Source organism: Photorhabdus temperata (assembly GCF_025384845.1).
Lineage (GTDB): Bacteria > Pseudomonadota > Gammaproteobacteria > Enterobacterales > Enterobacteriaceae > Photorhabdus > Photorhabdus temperata.
The window spans coordinates 1-19,583 of record NZ_JAJAFX010000080.1; the positions used below are offsets into that span (position 1 = coordinate 1).

At 45.2% G+C, this 19,583-nt stretch carries 16 protein-coding genes; 5 read left to right on the top strand and 11 right to left on the bottom strand.

The genetic code is table 11. The annotated features are described in order from the left end of the window. Nucleotides 1-202: 202 nt before the first annotated feature. Complete coding sequence (gene murI, locus LGZ99_RS21815) at nucleotides 203-1,066, bottom strand: glutamate racemase (RefSeq protein WP_036841312.1); 864 nt, start codon at nucleotides 1,064-1,066, stop codon at nucleotides 203-205. Then, complete coding sequence (btuB, locus tag LGZ99_RS21820; RefSeq protein WP_036841310.1) at nucleotides 1,011-2,873, bottom strand: TonB-dependent vitamin B12 receptor BtuB; 1,863 nt, start codon at nucleotides 2,871-2,873, stop codon at nucleotides 1,011-1,013. The genes murI and btuB overlap by 56 nt, the downstream gene beginning before the upstream one ends. A 187-nt stretch (nucleotides 2,874-3,060) precedes the next feature. On the opposite strand from btuB, the gene trmA reads away from it, so the two are divergent. Further along, entirely contained in the window at nucleotides 3,061-4,164 is a 1,104-nt protein-coding gene (gene trmA / locus LGZ99_RS21825; RefSeq protein ID WP_152552771.1) for a tRNA (uridine(54)-C5)-methyltransferase TrmA, read from the top strand. Between the two features lie 63 nt (nucleotides 4,165-4,227). On the opposite strand, the gene LGZ99_RS21830 is transcribed toward trmA, so the two are convergent. Together LGZ99_RS21830 and fabR are read right to left on the bottom strand one after the other, a co-directional pair. Then, complete coding sequence (locus LGZ99_RS21830) at nucleotides 4,228-4,599, bottom strand: YijD family membrane protein (protein ID WP_021325465.1); 372 nt, start codon at nucleotides 4,597-4,599, stop codon at nucleotides 4,228-4,230. Between the two features lie 23 nt (nucleotides 4,600-4,622). Further along, nucleotides 4,623-5,267, bottom strand: coding sequence for an HTH-type transcriptional repressor FabR (gene fabR / locus LGZ99_RS21835; protein ID WP_021325464.1), 645 nt, complete (start codon nucleotides 5,265-5,267; stop codon nucleotides 4,623-4,625). Nucleotides 5,268-5,460: 193 nt separating this feature from the next. On the opposite strand from fabR, the gene sthA reads away from it, so the two are divergent. Continuing rightward, nucleotides 5,461-6,858, top strand: coding sequence for a Si-specific NAD(P)(+) transhydrogenase (gene sthA / locus LGZ99_RS21840; RefSeq protein ID WP_021325463.1), 1,398 nt, complete (start codon nucleotides 5,461-5,463; stop codon nucleotides 6,856-6,858). Here sthA and oxyR read toward each other — a convergent pair. From oxyR to argC, 5 genes are all read right to left on the bottom strand, one after another. Next, nucleotides 6,850-7,755 (bottom strand): DNA-binding transcriptional regulator OxyR, encoded by a 906-nt coding sequence (gene oxyR / locus LGZ99_RS21845; protein WP_023044594.1) that lies wholly within the window; start codon nucleotides 7,753-7,755, stop codon nucleotides 6,850-6,852. The genes sthA and oxyR overlap by 9 nt on opposite strands. A gap of 150 nt (nucleotides 7,756-7,905) precedes the next feature. Then, nucleotides 7,906-9,285 (bottom strand): argininosuccinate lyase, encoded by a 1,380-nt coding sequence (gene argH / locus LGZ99_RS21850; protein WP_036841307.1) that lies wholly within the window; start codon nucleotides 9,283-9,285, stop codon nucleotides 7,906-7,908. A gap of 151 nt (nucleotides 9,286-9,436) precedes the next feature. After that, nucleotides 9,437-10,651: an argininosuccinate synthase gene (locus tag LGZ99_RS21855; RefSeq protein ID WP_036841306.1), complete on the bottom strand. Its 1,215-nt coding sequence runs from the start codon at nucleotides 10,649-10,651 to the stop codon at nucleotides 9,437-9,439. Between the two features lie 57 nt (nucleotides 10,652-10,708). Beyond that, nucleotides 10,709-11,482 carry an acetylglutamate kinase gene (argB, locus tag LGZ99_RS21860; RefSeq protein ID WP_036841304.1) on the bottom strand — a complete coding sequence of 258 codons (774 nt, stop codon included), beginning with the start codon at nucleotides 11,480-11,482 and terminating at the stop codon, nucleotides 10,709-10,711. Nucleotides 11,483-11,507: 25 nt separating this feature from the next. Next, the gene (gene argC, locus LGZ99_RS21865; RefSeq protein ID WP_036841302.1) at nucleotides 11,508-12,512 is read right to left on the bottom strand and encodes an N-acetyl-gamma-glutamyl-phosphate reductase; all 1,005 of its coding nucleotides are present in this window, start codon (nucleotides 12,510-12,512) and stop codon (nucleotides 11,508-11,510) included. Nucleotides 12,513-12,614: 102 nt separating this feature from the next. On the opposite strand from argC, the gene argE reads away from it, so the two are divergent. From argE to LGZ99_RS21880, 3 genes are all read left to right on the top strand, one after another. Then, on the top strand, nucleotides 12,615-13,772 hold the full coding sequence (argE, locus tag LGZ99_RS21870; RefSeq protein ID WP_036841301.1) for an acetylornithine deacetylase: 1,158 nt from the start codon (nucleotides 12,615-12,617) through the stop codon (nucleotides 13,770-13,772). Nucleotides 13,773-14,074: 302 nt separating this feature from the next. After that, nucleotides 14,075-16,711, top strand: a complete 2,637-nt coding sequence (ppc, locus tag LGZ99_RS21875; protein WP_036841300.1) for a phosphoenolpyruvate carboxylase — start codon at nucleotides 14,075-14,077, stop codon at nucleotides 16,709-16,711. Between the two features lie 375 nt (nucleotides 16,712-17,086). Further along, a complete protein-coding gene (locus LGZ99_RS21880) occupies nucleotides 17,087-17,668 on the top strand; it encodes a YolA family protein (protein ID WP_023044590.1) in 582 nt (193 codons plus the stop codon). Between the two features lie 293 nt (nucleotides 17,669-17,961). Here the strand turns inward: LGZ99_RS21880 and LGZ99_RS21885 are convergent, their stop codons facing one another. Then, complete coding sequence (locus LGZ99_RS21885; protein WP_021325455.1) at nucleotides 17,962-18,357, bottom strand: hypothetical protein; 396 nt, start codon at nucleotides 18,355-18,357, stop codon at nucleotides 17,962-17,964. A gap of 2 nt (nucleotides 18,358-18,359) precedes the next feature. Continuing rightward, complete coding sequence (locus LGZ99_RS21890; protein WP_262979587.1) at nucleotides 18,360-19,295, bottom strand: hypothetical protein; 936 nt, start codon at nucleotides 19,293-19,295, stop codon at nucleotides 18,360-18,362. Between the last annotated feature and the right edge of the window lie 288 nt (nucleotides 19,296-19,583).

Sequence of the window (19,583 nt, forward strand, 5' to 3'; positions counted from 1 at the left end):
TAACATTCTCGTTCAGCCGGGCTGCGTATACTACGCTTTTCGCCCGCAGAGTCAAGCGCTTATTCACTTTGCTCCGCCTGGCCTCACACGTTTTGTCAGCGTTGTGTCGGTCAGTGGTGGCGCATTATAGGGCGTTCTTCGGCGCTGGCAATAATTATTTTGAAAAAAGTTAACGACTGCTGCTTATTGCGCCAAATTTAACTTAAGTTATCAATTTCTCCAGTTTTGAGAATCCATATTCCTGCAAAACAGGGATTAATTCATCAGTATCAGCATTCATTTTTATACAATAAGCAAGGCTATCTGCTGAAGTACAAATAAGATTCTCCTGATGTTTAACCAACCAAGCTGTCCTTCGGGCAATAGCGACACCGGAATCAATTAAGCGTGTACCATCAGGCAGTACCTGGACTAATTCTTCTGCCAATAGTGGAAAATGAGTACAACCCAATACCACTGTATCAGGTGGTTCTTTCATTCTGAGCCAAGGTTTCAGTATCTTTTTTAAAGCGTCGGAAGATACCTTATCACCATGCAGTTTAGCTTCGGCTAATTCTACCAACTCAGCAGAACCTATAGATTCAATTCTGCAATCTATCGCAAATCTTTCGATAAGTTCTTTTGTATAGGATCGGTTCACTGTCGCTCTCGTCGCCAATAGCCCAACAATGCCATTACGAGTTAACTTCGCTGCGGGTTTTATCGCTGGAACCACACCAACCACCGGGAAATGGAACCGTTCACGCAAAGCTGGCAAACTGACGGTACTTGCGGTGTTACATGCAATAACGACTATTGCCAGAGAGTGTTTTTGCTGAACGGCATCAACAATTTTAACGACTCGTTCAATAATAAATTCTTCCGATTTTTCACCATAAGGGAATGCTTCATTATCAAATGTGTATATATAGTGGAGATCCGGCAACAATTGCCGGATCTCTTGGTAAACGGATAAACCACCTACACCCGAATCAAAAACTAAAACTGTAGGGCGGACAGGTTTATTAAAATCAGAAGTTATAGCTCCCAGTGAGGTAGTATTCACGTCCTGGAGTGCGATAGCCATAAACTGTCTCGTAATCTTTATCAAGCAGGTTGGCTATCCTACCACGAATTGTCAGATGAACAGTGACCGGATATGAAACAGTTAAATCCCAAAAGCTAACTCCACCTAATTTTACTTCTCGAGCAGGATATGTACTGGAATCTTTATCATAACGCCGCCCAAGATATTGATAGGTTAATCCCCAATCAAAATCATATAGCTGCCAGTCAAGTTGATATTTCACTTGCTGCTTCGCACGGCGAGTTAAAATCTCATTAGTTTCACCATTACGTGGATCGATATATTGCAATGTCAATTGATGCTGGAATATTCCAGTATCTATTGAACCAGTCCATTCAACACCTTTAATTTTTGCTTTGCCGATATTGTAGTAGCGACTATTTGTATAATCGATCAATTGTTCAATATCATTACGATATACAGAAAGACGCCAATTCAACAAACCTGTTACGCTTTCTATACCCCCTTCCCATTGTTTACTTTCTTCAGGTTTCAAATCTCGATTACCTCCCCAAGAACCATACATCTGGCTAAGAGTCGGCGCTTTAAACGCCGTACCATAAGAAGCAATCAAACGATAACCTTCAATAAACTCCCAGCCTACACTGGTTTGCCATGTAGTATTCCAGCCAGCTTCTGAATGTTTATCTGACCGAATCGCGCCTTCCAGGATAAAATCATTTAATTGCTGCTGTGCTGTCAGATATATCCCTGTATTACGTACTGTTTCACCCGTTGGAATATAACTTGTTCCAGCATCAATGGACTGTTTTTGGAAGTCAACACCAGCACTCATCATTCCCTGATATAACTGAAAGGTATTTCCCCATTGCAAGTTATATTGTTCAGAATCACCAAGAGTCGCGGATTTGTCATAACGCCCATACTTAGGATCAAAGTTGTAGTCTTTTATATGACTATAACTTGCAATTAATTGGGACGAGTAGATCCCTTGGTTAAATTGGATCCCTGCGTCATAGTGACGGCTATAAAGTTCACGAGTATCTGGCCTGGCATATGGATAACTCCAGTTAATATCCGCATCATAAGATGTTCTATTGTCATAGCCATAAACACGGGCGAATCCGCTGAATTGCTCATTAAATTTCTGATCAACTCCCAACCAGAGCATTTTACTCATAAAACCATCACGGTCAGGCTGCCTGAAACCACCGGTATTACCCGCAGCAACTACATCAAATCCTTTAGTATAGGTATAGCTGGCTGCTGCTGTCAGTGAGGTGTTTTCAGCTAATCTTTGCTGGGTTGCGCCATCATAAATCTGGTAACCGTGTGAGCCAATACCTACATTTAGACTGGTTCCCGGTTTCTCTCTGTTCGTTATGATATTGATAACGCCGCCAATCGCATCAGAACCATAAACCGCAGAACGTGGCCCACGGATATATTCAATTTTCTGAATCAACGATACAGGTATTTGGCTTAAATCAGAGGAGCCACTGATACCAGCTTGATTTAGACGTATTCCATCCACCAGCACCAATATATGACTAGAGTTAGTACCACGGATAAACAGAGAACTTAACTGCCCAATGCCACCATGCAGCGCAATATCAACACCGGGCAAGCGGCGTAAAATATCGGCTACGCTATTTGACTGCCAACGCTCAATTTCATCTCGTGTTACAACGGCATGAGGAGCCAGTATGCTTGAAACAGGCTGTTTAAATCGACTTGCCGTAACAACCAATGAATCCTGCTGTTCTTCCGCAACAGCAACAGGATTCCAACCAGAGATCACTGCAACTGAAATTGCGGATAATAAAAACCGGTTTTTATTTATCATATAGAGAAAACATCCAACAATGATTGTTAGAAGGCCCAACCTCCATGCTACGATGAAGGATCAGACCTGTTTAGAATATAAGCATAGACAGGATTATGAATGAGTAATAAGAAAACTGGATATCCTTTGCTCTTTCCCTACAATTTCGCACGAAAATTTTTCTTACTACAGATATAAGAGAACAAACATAATGCAAAATCTCCTGCCAACGGAAAGCTATGAGCAACAACTTGCAGAGAAGGTAAGCCGTTTAAAAAACATGATGGCGCCTTTCCAAACCCCGGAGCCAGAGGTTTTCCGCTCACCGGTATCTCATTACAGAATGCGGGCAGAATTCCGAATCTGGCATGAGCAGGATGATTTGTACCATATTATGTTTGATCAACAGACAAAACAGCGTATTCGCATTGTACAATTTCCTGTCGCCAGTAAATTAATCAACAACATGATGGCAGTGTTAATTGACGCCATTAAATCCGAACAGATCCTACGCCATAAGCTATTTCAGATTGATTATCTGTCCACTAACAGTAATAAAATCCTTATTTCTCTGCTTTATCACAAAAAGTTGGATGATGAATGGACACAACAGGCATTAAAGCTACGTGAAGAGTTAAGAAATAAAGGGTTTGACATTGAGCTAATTGGCAGGGCAGCTAAAACCAAAATCGTATTGAACCATGATTACATTGATGAGGTTTTACCTATTGCAGGTCGGAATATGATCTATCGTCAGGTAGAAAATAGTTTCACCCAACCAAATGCCAGCGTCAATATTCACATGCTCGAATGGGCGATTGATATTACCAAAGGTTCACAAGGCGATTTGCTTGAACTTTATTGCGGAAATGGCAATTTCTCTCTGGCGTTAGCTCAAAATTTTGAAAGAGTATTGGCGACAGAAATTGCCAAACCATCCGTTGCTGCTGCTCAATACAATATCGCAGCCAATAATATTGATAATGTGCAAATTATCCGAATGTCGGCAGAGGAATTCACTCAAGCAATGAATGGCGAACGCGAATTTAATCGCCTTCAGGGAATCGATTTGAAAAGCTATCAATGTGAAACTATTTTTGTCGATCCACCGCGTAGCGGCCTTGATGAAAAAACAGTTGAGATGGTCCAGGCATATCCGCGGGTTCTTTATATTTCCTGCAACCCGGAAACCCTTTGCCATAATCTAGAAACATTAACCCAAACGCATAAAATCAGCCGTCTGGCCCTGTTTGATCAGTTCCCTTATACACACCATATGGAATGTGGCGTACTTCTGGAAAAATTAAACTAATACTTAACCAGTATACAAAACAAAAACGCCGCAGATAATTATCTCTCCGGCGTTTTTCATCAATTAATGGCTGTTTTCTGCAATTGCTTGGTTTTTACGGACTTTTATTTTTCTGTAAATCCAGAACACCAATATAGTCCCTATTACCGCGGGGAGGAAATTAGAACCAATTTCAGGGTATTCCACCCTGATAATTGCACTATAACTAAATAATCCCAAGAGGAAGCAAGCGACAACCAGCTTAGGCACCCCATCAGGCATTGAGTGATTCAAATAGCGCTGATGGAGACAATAAATTGATAGCACCAGTGTTATCAATGGGAAAACTGAAAAAGAAACAACTGAGCTAAAAACTGCTGAAAACGTTCCATTAGTTGCTAATCCGACAATAAAAGCGAGTAACAACGTACTTTTGTCCTGGCGGTATTGTTCCATCATTTCGTTCTCCTTCTTCATAGTTATTTAAGTTTAGGGTCCGGTGGATTTATTTCTCTGCGATACCAATAATATGCACCTTTAGCAATCATCCGTAGTTGCAAGACTAAACGTTCTTCCAAACGCTGTCTTTTCTCCAAATCAATATCCAATGCTTCTGCACCTGCACTGAATACTATTGTTACCATTGCCTCTGCCTGTACTTCAGTAAAATGTCTCGGCATACGGCTTTCCTGCTCTAAATAGTCTGCCAACTCAGCAATAAAATGTTGGATTTCCCGTGCGACAGCGGCACGGAATTCAGCAGAGGTACCTGAGCGTTCACGTAATAATAAGCGGAATGCATTTGGATTATTACCAATAAATTCCATAAAAGTTGAGACAGATGTGCGGATGACACTGCCACCTTTAGCAATACGTTGCCGGGCTTGTCTCATTAACTGACGTAGCATCAAGCCACTCTCATCCACCATAGTCAGCCCTAATTCATCAACATCACGAAAATGGCGATAAAATGAAGTTGGCGCAATGCCTGCTTCACGAGCCACCTCACGCAAGCTAAGGCTGGTAAAACTCCGTTCAGCACTCAGTTGGCTGAATGCCGCCTCAATCAGTGAACGGCGGGTTCTTTCTTTCTGTTTCGCTCTGACGCCAGTAATGTTACTCACACGAATCCTGATATCTCTGTCTAAATATAGTGAAGAAATATACCAAATTTTATAATCATGCTCTTATCATGTCACTGATACGGATTTGTTTCATCATTAAACTGTGACATAAAATCCTTATGACGATTGGGTTATTAACTCAACCAATGTTAATATAGCGTTGTAATTTTGTGTAAAAACAGGTCTTTCCTCTATGCAACATATTCATTTTGACGCCATTGTCATTGGCTCCGGCCCCGGTGGAGAAGGAGCCGCAATGGGATTGGTGAAACAGGGTAAAAGCGTTGCCGTTATCGAACGCTACAACAACGTCGGCGGTGGTTGTACTCACTGGGGTACTATCCCGTCCAAAGCCCTCCGCCACGCCGTCAGCCGTATTATCGAATTTAACCAAAACCCGCTGTACAGTGATAATTCCCGCATTCTTCGCTCTTCATTTGCTGAAATCTTACGCCGCGCTGAAATTGTCATTAATCAACAAACTAAAATGCGCCAAGGATTTTATGAGCGCAATGGGTGCCGTATGTTTTCCGGGGAAGCAACATTTATTGATGACCACCGGGTGAGTGTGCGCTATGCCGATGATAACTACGATATCTTAAGTGCAGATAAGATTATTATCGCGACCGGCTCCCGCCCATATTGTCCGCCGGATGTTGATTTCACCCATTCCCGTATTTATAACAGCGATTCCATTCTGAAACTGGATCACGAACCACGGCATGTGATTATTTATGGTGCCGGGGTGATTGGTTGTGAATATGCGTCAATTTTCCGCGGATTAGGCGTGAAAGTTGATTTAATCAATACCCGTAACCACTTACTGGCTTTCCTTGATCAAGAGATGTCAGATGCCCTTTCCTACCATTTTTGGAATAGTGGTGTCGTGATCCGCCACAATGAAGAATATTCTAAAATTGAAGGTGTTGATGATGGTGTTATCGTTCACCTCAAATCCGGTAAAAAAGTCAAAGCCGACTGTCTGCTTTATGCTAACGGCCGAACAGGCAATACCGATACTCTTGGGCTGAAAAACATTGGTCTGGAAGCCGATGGCCGCGGGTTACTGAAAGTCAATAAGATCTATCAAACCAGCAACGAAAATATCTACGCGGTAGGAGATGTTATCGGTTATCCAAGCCTGGCATCCGCTGCTTATGATCAGGGCCGAATTGCCGCGCAAGCGATGACTAAAGGAAGCGCCGAAGTTCATCTGATTGAAGATATTCCAACGGGCATCTATACCATTCCAGAAATAAGCTCTGTGGGTAAAACCGAACAACAATTAACAGCAATGAAAGTGCCTTATGAAGTTGGGCGCGCGCAGTTTAAACATCTTGCACGCGCACAAATTGCGGGGATGAATGTCGGAAGCCTGAAAATACTGTTCCACAGGGAAACCAAAGAGATTCTTGGTATTCACTGTTTCGGGGAGCGTGCTGCTGAAATCATTCATATCGGCCAAGCTATTATGGAACAAAAAGGTGAAAGTAATACTATCGAATATTTCGTCAATACTACCTTCAACTATCCAACTATGGCTGAAGCCTATCGTGTCGCGGCCCTGAATGGCCTGAATCGGCTATTTTGATTGCCCATAATAAGCGCCCATTTTAGCGCTGATAACCTCTGCCAGTTGCTCATAGCGACCACGCAGAGGTGAACCAGGCCGATAAATCAAAATAACAGACCGCTTAGGTTCAGGGTTACCACACCCCAGATAACAGACACCATCACGTTTCCTCTCCTGTGGAACTGCCAGATCAGGCAATAAAGTGATTCCACTACCGGCAGCAACCATATTACGCAGAGTTTCCAAACTGGTTGCACGGAAATGTGTATCTTCCTTCGCTCCGGCTTGAAAACAAAAACCCATGGCCTGATCACGTAAGCAATGACCATCCTCCAGCATCAGCAGCCTCTCACCTGCCAATTCATCCATTGCAATTTTTTCTCTATCTGCCCAAGGATGGTCATCATAGATTGCCAGTTTCATTGATTCTTCAAATAACGGCACTTCGATGAAAGCTTCTGTCTCCTTAATCATCGCCAGAATCGCACAATCCAATTTGCCACTCTCCAACTGGGCTAACAAACTTTGCGTCTGAGCTTCATGCAGATACATTTCTAACTTAGGAAACAAACTATGAAGTTCAGGAATAATATGAGGTAACAAATATGGGCCAATTGTTGGGATCAAACCAATATGCAGAGGGCCAGACATATTTTCCCCCTGAAGTGATGCCATTTCCTGTAGGATCCTAACCTCACGGAGAACCGTTCTGGCCTGTTCCACTAATAACATCCCTTGTTGCGTGAACAAAACCTTACGACTGGTGCGTTCTAACAACATGACACCCAGATCATCCTCAAGCTTACGAATTTGCCCGCTTAACGTAGGCTGGCTGACGTGGCATGAATCGGCAGCATGGCGAAAGTGCCGATGCTCCGCAAGAGCCACAAGATATTCCAGATCGCGGATATTCATTCCCACCTCAACATATTGAATATAAATGATAGAAACTACCAATAGATAATTATATCAATGTGAGGAGAAGACTATCAGATAATCCTTAAAAACTTATATATAAAGATCTCATTTATTTTACAGGGGATATTAATACCCCCCAACGATGACTTACTTAAGCTTTAGTCTCTGTTTAGCATCTGTAATCGCTTTCATGATCTGTTTTCGCGATACACCACCTTTTGCAAGACGCTTATCCAGACAAGATTGCAGAGACAAAATATCGTATACATCTTCAGTAATTGTGCTGCTAAATTTCTGCAACTCTGCCAATGACAGCTCTTCCAGCGCCTTACCTTGCGCAAGCGCCATAATCACGGTTTCCCCGACAATATAGTGAGCCTCACGAAATGGAACACCTTTTGCGACCAGATAATCAGCCAATTCAGTTGCGTTGGCATAACCCTGTTTAGCCGCTTCTTCACAACGTGAACGCCTGACTTGAATACCATCCAGTACCAACGCTGCCATATGCAAACAATCGAGCCAAGTGTCCAGCGCATCGAACAACCCTTCTTTATCCTCCTGCATATCTTTATTATAGGCCAGCGGCAGACCTTTCAGGGTCATCATCATACCGGTCAATGCTCCCTGCACCCGCCCACATTTCCCGCGGATTAACTCCAGCGCATCCGGGTTTTTCTTCTGTGGCATCAGGGAAGACCCAGAAGTCACCTGATCTGACAGTTCAACAAAGCCCGCTTCACCACTGTTAAAGAAAATCAGGTCTTCAGCAAAACGGGAAAGGTGGATCATGCTGATGCTGGCATCAGATAGCAATTCCAGCACATGGTCACGATCTGAAACGCTATCCAGACTATTACGGGTCGCAGCAGCGAACCCCAGCCATGACGCCAACTGTTCGCGGTCAATATCATAAGCGGTTCCGGCCAATGCTCCGCATCCAAGCGGGCTGGTATCCAGCCGTCTTAAAGTATCCTGTAACCGGTTTTCATCACGAGCCAACATTTCTACATAAGCCAGGCACCAATGAGCAAATGTGACAGGCTGTGCTCTTTGCAAATGGGTATAACCCGGCATAACCGCATCCTGATTATTCTCTGCGGTAACAACCAATACCTGCTGTAATGCCACAATTGCCTGATGAATATAGGTAATATGTTCTTTACACCAAAGTTTGAGGTCTGTTGCCACCTGATCATTACGGCTACGACCTGTATGAAGCTTCTTACCCAGATCGCCGACTTTGCTGATCAACTGCCCTTCCACCCAACTATGAATATCTTCCGCATCACTTTGCAGGATAGCTTGTGGACTAGTTTGAACCTCACTCAGCAATTCATTTAATGCCATTTCCAGCTTTTGTTGCTCCTCAGCCGTCAGCACACCAACAGTCACCAGCGCTTTCGACCATGCAACCGAACCTGTAATGTCCTGCTCCGCCAGTCGGTAATCAAAGCGAAGTGAATCGTTAAATTGTTTGAACCGTTGATCTGCTTGCTGACTGAAACGCCCGCCCCAAAGTGCCATATTTTTATTCCTGATTATCTGATGCCTGAGTGATGTATTGCCTTTTATAAGCCGTAATTTCATGCATTAAGTGGAGATAATGGACCAGAAAAGCCAATCCAGAAACGGATTCACAATCTGGTCATTATCCTAGTTGCCACGAACGATGAAATTACTCTTTACTATTCAATGCCCGAATACGTGAAGAGAGAGAATACAGACGAATAAACCCTTCTGCATGGCTGTGATCGTAAACCTCATCTTCACCAAACGTTGCAAACGCTTCAGAATAAAGGCTGTTTGCCGATCTCTTCTGGATTGCTGTCACCTGGCCTTTATAGAGTTTCAGTACCACTTCACCACTGACATCCGCAGCCAACATCTCAGCGGCTGCCTGAATAGACTGACGCAACGGCGCGAACCAACGTCCGTCATAAACGACATAGGACATTTCCAGCCCAAGTTGCTGGCGCCATTTAAAGCTATCACGATCCAGCACCAGTTGTTCGACACCACGCAATGCGGCCATCATGATGGTTCCTCCCGGCGTTTCATAACAACCACGGGATTTCATTCCCACCAGCCGGTTTTCCACAATATCAATCCGACCAATACCGTGTTTTGCCCCCAACACATTCAACGTTTCAAGGCATTGATATGGCGACATCACCTTACCGTTAATCCCAACAACTTCGCCTTTTTCAATAGTGATGCTTACCAGTTCAGCTTCATCTGGCGCTTCTTCTGGCTCCACTGTCCACACCCAGCAATCTTTATTGGATGCATTCCAAGTGCTTTCCAGCACGCCACCTTCTGTAGAGATGTGCCATGCATTCTCATCACGGCTGTAAATTTTCTCCAGTGTTGCCGTCGTTGGAATATCCCGTGCTTTCAGATAATCCAACAACGCTTCGCGGGAACGTAAATCCCACTCTCTCCACGGAGCTACCACTTTCAGATGGGGCGCTAACGCGGTATAGGTACTCTCAAACCGAACCTGATCGTTACCCTTACCTGTCGCACCATGAGCAAGTGCATCGGCCCCCACTTTCAGTGCCAGTTCAACCTGAGCTTTAGCAATAATTGGCCGCGCCATTGAAGTTCCCAGCAAATATCTGCCTTCATACAAGGCACCGGTTTTCAGTACTGGATAAACATAATCTTTAATGAATTCCTCACGCAGATCCACAACGTGACATTCTGATGCGCCAGAACGCAAAGCTTTTTGTTCCACGCCTTCCAGATCTTCACGGCTTTGCCCCACATCGGCGACAAATGCAACAACTTCACAGTTGTCATAATGCTCTTTCAGCCAGGGAATAATGGCAGAAGTATCCAGACCACCAGAATAAGCGAGAACTATTTTTTTAATATCTTTAGTATGCATGAAGTTACCCTTTGAAATTCCGTTGTTGTTCATTGCCGAAAATTAATCAAACTTGATTTAAGCCAGAATACGAGTACCGACGGGAACACCGTTAAATAAGGCAGTCAGTTGATCCGCATGACGCCAACTGGCGATATCTACCGGGCGACCTAATGTTTTAGCTGCATCCAAAGCTGCATTCACCTTCACGATCATGCCGTCAGTAATGATGCCCTGCACAATAAGTTGTTCAGCTTTCTGAGCGGTCATATCAGGGATCTTCTGCCCTTTACCATCCAAAATGCCGCTAACATCAGAGAGCAATACCAGATCAGCCCCCAAAGTCTGAGCTATCGCCGTTGCTGCCTGATCCGCATTCACATTCATCAGCTCCCCTTTATCAGTTACACCAATCGAGCTAATAATGGGTATATAACCAGCATCCAGTAACATTCTTAGCAACCTAGCATCACCCGGCATCGCTTTCCCCACATGCCCCAACTCTTCACTCAGTTGGGAAACCGTGACCACATTACCATCTCCTAAATATAATCCAACTGATGCAAGCTGATACTTAGTCGCCCACGACAACAAAGTTTTATTAGCGATACCTGCCAATGCGCCGGTGATAATCCCTATCTGCTCAACGGGTGTTACCCGTAATCCTTGCTCCTTCACTACCGGCAGTTGCAGCTTCTGCATCAGTTCATCTACCAGACAACCACCACCATGAACAATCACCAACTGGCGTTTATGTGTTTGCCGATATTCCTGTAATGCAGTAAACAAGCGTTCCAGTGCTTCTTCATTGTCCAATAACACGCCACCTAACTTTATGACTAAAGGTTCCATCTGCTTTACTCCCTCATGCCAATAATTAAAGTAATGCCTGAGTTTCTTCAAACCCAAAACGTATATTCATACACTGAACTGCCTGCGCTGCCGCGCCTTTCAAGAGATTATCCTCAGTACCGACAATAATCAGGTGATCACCCTGTACAACAAAACCAATATCACAGAACGGTAATCCAACAACCGATTTCAGAGCTGGCACTCCTTTGTTGTAAAGACGTACCAGAGGCTTATCTTTATATGCCTGTTGATAAGCTTCACTTATCTGTTCTGCGGTAACACCGGACTTCAATTTACAGGTAATCGTGGCAAGAATACCCCGCGCAAAATTGCCAAGATGCGGAGTAAAAATCACCCTGGTCCCCAGATGTTCCTCAATCTCAGGTAGGTGACGATGAGTAAATATCCCATAAGGTTGCAGGCTAACTTCGCAGAAACTGTTGGTCATACTGGCCTTCCGACCTGCACCACTCACACCGCTAGTCGCATTAATCACCGGCCAGTGACCGGTATCGAGCAAACCCTTTTCCAGTAGTGGCTTTAGAGCGAGTTGAGAAACCGTTGGATAACATCCCGGGACAGCAACCAACTGGGCCTGTTTAATTTCTTCAGTCTGCCATTCGGCAAGTCCATATACAGCTTGTGTTAACCATTGAGTATGCTTATGTTTGAATCCGTAGTATTGTTGATAAATCTGAGCATTTTGTACGCGATAGGCACCGGACAAATCGAACACAACGCAACCTGCTGCCAGAAATACCGGCGCAATGTCATGACTGACCTCATGGGCGGTGGCAAGGAAAACCACATCAATCCCTTTAGCAGCATCAGTAATATCAGTCAGCGGTTGCAGCGGTAGATCAACGATGCCTTTATACTGTGGATGTAAATCTGAGAAGCATTTATCTGCATCAACGCTCTGAGCAGAAACCATTAGCCTAATCAGATTTATATGTGGGTGACGATGCAGATATGCTGCCAGTTCTGCTCCGGTATAACCACTTGCACCAACAACCAGCGTATTCAACATGGGATATCTTTACCTTGTGCTCAGTATTTAAACGGGATAATGTATTTTTATTCAAAAAAAATGCATGAATATTGATACTATCATGAATAAAGGCTGTCAACAGTGAATATTAAATTACCTCCATTTATTGAGCTATTTCGGCAGTTAATCGCTACTCCCTCAATCAGCGCCACCGATATCAGTATCGATCAAAGTAATGAGTCTTTAATCAACCTGCTGGCAAGCTGGTTAAAGGAAATTGGTTTCGAAATTGAAATACAACCGGTACCCGAAGTCCGCGGGAAATATAATTTACTGGCAACTCTGGGGAAGGGTTCAGGTGGATTACTGCTATGTGGGCACACCGATACCGTCCCTTTTGACGAAGGGCGCTGGACTAAAGATCCCTTCACCCTGACAGAACGTGATAACAAACTATATGGTTTAGGTACGGCAGACATGAAAGGCTTCTTCGCTTTTATCATTGATGCCTTGCGGGATATTGATGTCAGTAAAATAACCCGTCCGCTGTACATTCTGGCTACCGCGGATGAAGAGACAACAATGGCAGGTGCCCGTTATTTTGCGGCAAGTACAACTATCCGACCGGATTTCGCGATTATCGGTGAGCCGACGGCATTGCGGCCTATCTGTGCACACAAAGGGCATTTATCGAACGCTATCCGCATCGTCGGCCAGTCAGGGCATTCCAGTGATCCAGCCCGTGGTATCAACGCCATTGATTTGATGCATGAATCTATTGGTCATCTGATTGAATTGCGCGACACGCTAAAAGAGCGTTACAACAATCCGGCGTTTGCCATTCCATACCCGACCATGAACTTCGGCTATATTCATGGCGGTGATGCGGTAAATCGGATTTGCGCACATTGTGAATTGCATATGGATATTCGCCCATTACCGGGGCTGACATTACAGGATCTGAATGGGCTGTTAAACGAGGCCCTGGAACCGGTGAAACAACGTTGGCCTGGCCGTCTGACCATCAATGAATTACATCCACCCATTCCCGGATATGAATGCCCAACAGACTACAAGATGGTTGATGTAATAGAAAAACTGCTGGGCCGCAAGGCTGAAACCGTGAATTACTGTACCGAAGCGCCATTCATTCAGGAATTATGCCCAACGTTGGTACTTGGCCCAGGTTCGATTGAACAGGCACATCAGCCGGATGAGTTTATTGATATGTCATTTATTGAACCTACCAGAAAGATAATCTCTCAGTTAATAGATCATTTTTGTCTGAGCAATAATTAATTGTTTCAACTTATCCCCCCAAAAATCAGGGGGGACTCAAGCATCAGAACAAGAAACAAACAAGCCTTTCCCAAGTACCTTGCACATAAACACAGCGCAGATAATAAGTAAAACTTATAGAAAATAGCCCAGTATTAAATTTTAGAAATTTCGCCCAAACTGATTATTTTCTGATATGAATATGAGGGCTTAGGGTAAATGCAACATTGTGGCGCCACAAAAAACAATTTCCCGCCACGTTAATAAAATTTTTCTACAGGAACAGAATCAACATTCTGCCAGTTATAAAGGCCAAGAGTCACATGAATCAACAATATTCCGCAATGCGCAGTAATGTCAGCATGCTAGGTAAGCTGCTGGGAGATACGATCAAAGAAGCTTTAGGAGAAGATATTCTCGATAAAGTTGAAACTATCCGCAAATTATCCAAATCATCCCGTGCCGGCAATGAAGCACACCGCCAGCAACTATTATCCACATTGCAAAACTTATCCAATGATGAACTGTTGCCGGTTGCCCGCGCTTTCAATCAATTTCTCAACCTGACAAATGTCGCGGAACAATATCACAGCATATCCCCACATGGTGAAGCTGCCAGCAACCCGGTTGCTTTGGCTAAGTTATTCACCCAGTTAAAAGAAAAAAATTTCAATAACGACGATCTGAAAAAAGCGGTGAATGAGCTGTCTATTGAACTGGTCCTCACCGCTCACCCAACGGAAATCGCACGTCGTACCTTGATCCACAAACTGGTAGCCGTTAACACCTGCCTGTCACAATTAGATCACGATGATCTGGCGGATTATGAGCGTAATAACATTATGCGCCGCCTGCGCCAGTTAGTTGCCCAGTCATGGCATACCGATGAAATCCGTAAAATCCGCCCTACTCCAATTGATGAAGCTAAATGGGGCTTCGCTATGGTGGAAAACAGCTTATGGGATGGTGTGCCGGCATTCCTGCGTGAATTCAATGAACAGTTGGAAGAGTCCATTGATTACAGCTTGCCGGTCGAAGCTGTTCCCATCCGTTTTACTTCCTGGATGGGCGGCGACCGCGACGGCAACCCGAATGTCACGGCTGAAGTTACTCGTCATGTATTACTACTTAGCCGCTGGAAAGCAGCCGATCTGTTCCTGAAAGATATTCAGGTTCTGGTTTCTGAATTATCCATGTCTGAATGCACATCAGAAGTTCGCAAACTGGCAGGTGGTGATGAAATTCTGGAACCTTATCGGGAAATTGCCAAAAAACTGCGAGCACAACTCAGCAATACACTGGAATATTTAGAGAAACGGCTGAAAGGGGAGCAAGTTTTGCCGCCCACTGATCTGCTGGTGGATAATGAACAGCTCTGGCAGCCCCTTTACGCCTGTTATCAATCACTGAAAACCTGTGGCATGGAAATCATCGCCAACGGCCAATTATTGGATATCCTGCGCCGTATTCGTTGCTTCGGTCTATCACTGGTACGCATTGATGTCCGTCAGGAAAGCAGCCGCCATACAACCGCCATGTCTGAATTGACGCAATACCTAGAATTAGGCGACTACGAAAGCTGGTCGGAAGAAGAGAAACAGGCTTTCTTGCTGCATGAACTGAATTCCAAACGCCCACTGATCCCACACAACTGGCAACCAAGCGCTGAAACTCAAGAAGTTTTCGAAACCTGTAAGGTGATTGCAGAATCACCTCAAGACGCCATCGCTGCTTACGTTATCTCAATGGCTAAAGTGCCCTCTGATGTATTAGCGGTTCACCTGCTGCTGAAAGAAGCCGGTTGTCCGTTCACCTTACCCGTTGCCCCGCTGTTCGAAACTCTTGATGACCTGAACAACGCCGAAAATGTTATTCAACAATTGATGAATATTCAATGGTATCGCTCGCTGATTCAGGACAAACAGATGGTGATGATTGGCTACTCTGACTCGGCAAAAGATGCCGGGGTGATGGCTGCGGGATGGGCGCAATACCGCGCACAAGATGCACTAATCAAAGCCTGTGAAAAAGAAGGCGTCACGCTGACTTTGTTCCACGGTCGCGGCGGTACCATTGGCCGTGGCGGCGCACCAGCACATGCAGCGCTGCTTTCCCAGCCACCGGGAAGCCTGAAAGGTGGGCTACGTGTCACTGAACAGGGTGAAATGATTCGCTTCAAATTCGGTCTGCCACAGGTCACTATCAGTAGTTTAGCGTTGTATGCCAGCGCAATTCTGGAAGCCAACCTGCTACCACCACCAGAACCTAAGCCGGAATGGCATCAGATAATGAATACCTTGTCTGATGTTTCTTGCAGGATGTATCGTGATTATGTGCGTGAACAACCTGATTTTGTGCCTTATTTCCGTGCTGCAACGCCAGAACTGGAATTGGCTAAACTCCCTTTGGGTTCTCGCCCGGCCAAACGCCGCCCGACAGGGGGTGTGGAAAGTTTGCGAGCTATCCCGTGGATTTTTGCCTGGACACAGAACCGCCTGATGTTGCCGGCCTGGTTAGGCGCAGGTGCTGCACTACAAACAGTCGTGAATGATGGTAAACAGGGTGTACTGGCAGAAATGTGCCGCGATTGGCCCTTCTTTACAACTCGCATTGGTATGCTGGAGATGGTTTTCGCTAAAGCGGACCTATGGTTGGCGGAATATTATGATCACCGCTTGGTAGACAAGAGTTTGTGGTCATTAGGTCAGAAGCTGCGTGAACAACTTTCAGCGGATATTAAAACGGTATTAACCATTTCCAAAGATGAACATCTGATGGCAGATTTACCGTGGATTGCAGAATCAATCGCCCTGCGTAATGTTTATACCGATCCATTAAACGTTTTGCAGGCAGAACTTCTGCTACGTTCCCGTCAGCAGCAACACCCTGATCCACAGCTTGAACAGGCGCTGATGGTCACAATAGCGGGTGTAGCGGCAGGAATGCGAAATACAGGTTAGTCGCTGTCAGCAGGAGACAATTTCCGCGTGACGGCAGTGATATTATTGAGCACGGTACGGGTAACCCCGGACTAAGATGTGCTCAATGGTATCACGGTTTTCCCACATTTACCGTTTGCGAAACTCAGGTGACTGCTCCCCGCCCTGATCGAGAGTTTATGGCGGTTTTTGCTAAATTATAGATGCAAACAATTTCTCGCCAGATGAAACGTGTTTGAAGAGCAATTCCTTAATCATTTACCCTCCCCTGTTCCGCTAAACAAAAACACGATAAGAGCAGGCTAAATCCCACTCATTACATAAATAAAATTTGATGATGTGATTTTTGCTCACTTCCTTAGAATCATGTTTTTCCATTTCTAAGAGGGTTCAATCGTGAAAAAAAATAAACTTGCTATTTTGTTATCTCTTGCTTCCTTGTTTGGTGCTAATGCCTACGCCCAAACAGAGCAACTTAAAGAAGTCCCTACTGCTCAAAAAGTCCAGATAGCGCAATCCCAGCTGCTGCCTAACGCTGAAAGCCCTATCCGGGCCGAAGAGAGGGATCTCAAAATTAATTCTGGACCTGTTGACGCACCCGCACCTCCGCTAACCAATATGTGGGTCTATGCCGTTGGCTCAACGAATTGCGGATGGGAATACACTTCCAACTTGTTTGCGACGACCTGCGATCACGGAGGACAGCAGCTCCGCGCCGCCGTTCTGGAAATTGGTTATGGATACAGCTCCTTTGCTTGGATGAACGGAAATATACTGCACAACTCCGCGATGTACGCTTCTACACCAGTTTGCATTACGAACGGGTACTACACTTGGCCGTGCACTGCGGGCCAAACTGTAGCCGGCTACCTTAGAGAATATAACCTCGATGGCAACCAGAATGGTACCTTCAGGTACCAAAACACTTCCACGAATTCGCCTTGGAATACCGAGTCAGTGCAGATCAACATTCTTTAATCTGCTGAAACTTACTTAAATCTGTAAAGGGCGGGAAACCGCCCTTATTCATTTTTATGTACAGGTATCGACACCGATGGTTTAGCCTTGTAATTAAGCAATTATATAAAATTAATTTAAAAGTTTACTTCTGTGAATTTCTCACAAATTATTTCCGTAAGGCCCCCTATAGGAGAGCCTATACCCAGTAATAAAGTCATTAATCAGCGAATGGTATTCTGATTAATCAAGCCCTTCGGTTTTTTCACCTGATATTTCCACCCGCATTGGGCGAAGGTTTACGACGATTTTTGCTAAACTTTGTGCCACGAGGTTCCTTGGATGCCTAACGGTGACCATCCTTGGTTTTCAGTGGCAGGAACTGTAGCCGTAAGATCCCTGGCTTGCTGTAACATTCGCCCGACCAAGCTGGCCAGCAACTCGGCATCCAGCTTATCCAGCCATTCACGGCTCCAAAGCAGGGTCTCACCCTCACCGCTGCGGCTCAATTGCAACGGCGGCCAGTCGGCTAATACAGCCAAAGAGCGGGGTTGAACATCACCCAGCGGAATAAACAAAGTCACCAGCTCATCACGTTGACGGATATGCAGGCTAAAAGGGCCAAGCGGCAGATCAAGCCCCTCCGGGTGCAGGGCCTCCTGTGTCAGCCCAAGGAGCCGACACAGATCCGATAATAGGAGATTGAACATGATTACTCTTTATGGTTGTCAAACACGGATTCAGTCGGCGGCCACAGGTTGGCGATTGGAGGCTTACTTGGTGTACCTCGTAGCTCACCACCTATGGTCGCGGCCCAAGGATCGATGACGCGTGCCTGAGAACCCCAAGTTTCTGGTTTGCTGAGCTCACTGTTGGGATCGCGACCGACTACCACGAAGCAGTGGGTCTGGGTATGCCCCTTGGAGCCACGATGAGCAACTACCTCAATGCGCTGCTGGTTGTCTTGATTGTGCTTCATCAATTCGGCTGCCGCAGAGTAGGCCAGGGTGGTACAGCAGCCAGCCTGGGCATTGGCAACATGGCGGGCGATGGATTGCAATTGGCCGAGGCTGACGTTGCCTCGCTTGGCGGCGATGGCTGCCATGTTAGACATCATGTTAGCCTGGTTATTAACCTTCTGACGATCCGGATTGTCATTGAATAACCGTAATCTCTCCATGATTTTCTGATAATGAGGATTCTGCTTACTAACGAAAGTGCCTGCATCGGTACATGCATAGGTTCCCATCTTCTGCAAGGTCGGCATGGCCTGTTGTAACATGGCCTTGATACCGGGCGCTACCACATTTGGCTGGTGGGCACGCACCATAGCACCCTGTTCCGCCAGAGCTTGTTTAAGCTCGGTGAGGCGGGTGCCACGGGCCGCCACCTCTTTGGGATGGTGGTTCTCCCAGTGCTGGATAGCATCCTGTACCCGTTGAGCCTGCCCGCTGCTAGGAGCACTCTGCAACTGGCGCAGTTCAGTGATCAACTGTTTGAGATCCGAACTCTGGAAGTGCAGAGGACCACGGTGAACAGACTGTTCGAACAGACGATTTCCCTGTTCGAGTAGAGGAGAGGCAGCTGCCTGCTGAGGAGCCTGCATTTGGCTAAGTGGCATACGGCCGCTAATGGGTGAAATTGGCATTATCTTTTCCAAAATTAGGTTGAATTAACTAGAGGCATCTTAGTATTTTTGCTGCCCTGCTTATGTAAAAAAGTGACCAGATTTTTGTCTATTTTGGGTATCAGAAGATTTCTGTTTTGAATGGAGCGTTCGCGCCCAATGCTACCTTGCAAAACACAATGAACTCTGCATTCAAGGTGAAACATGTTTGAAGAGCAATTCCTTGATCCAAACTATCATTCCAAGCTAATCAGAACCATTACAAGAGGTTTTACCTCTCTGTATTACACGCCTTAATGCAATAGTCTA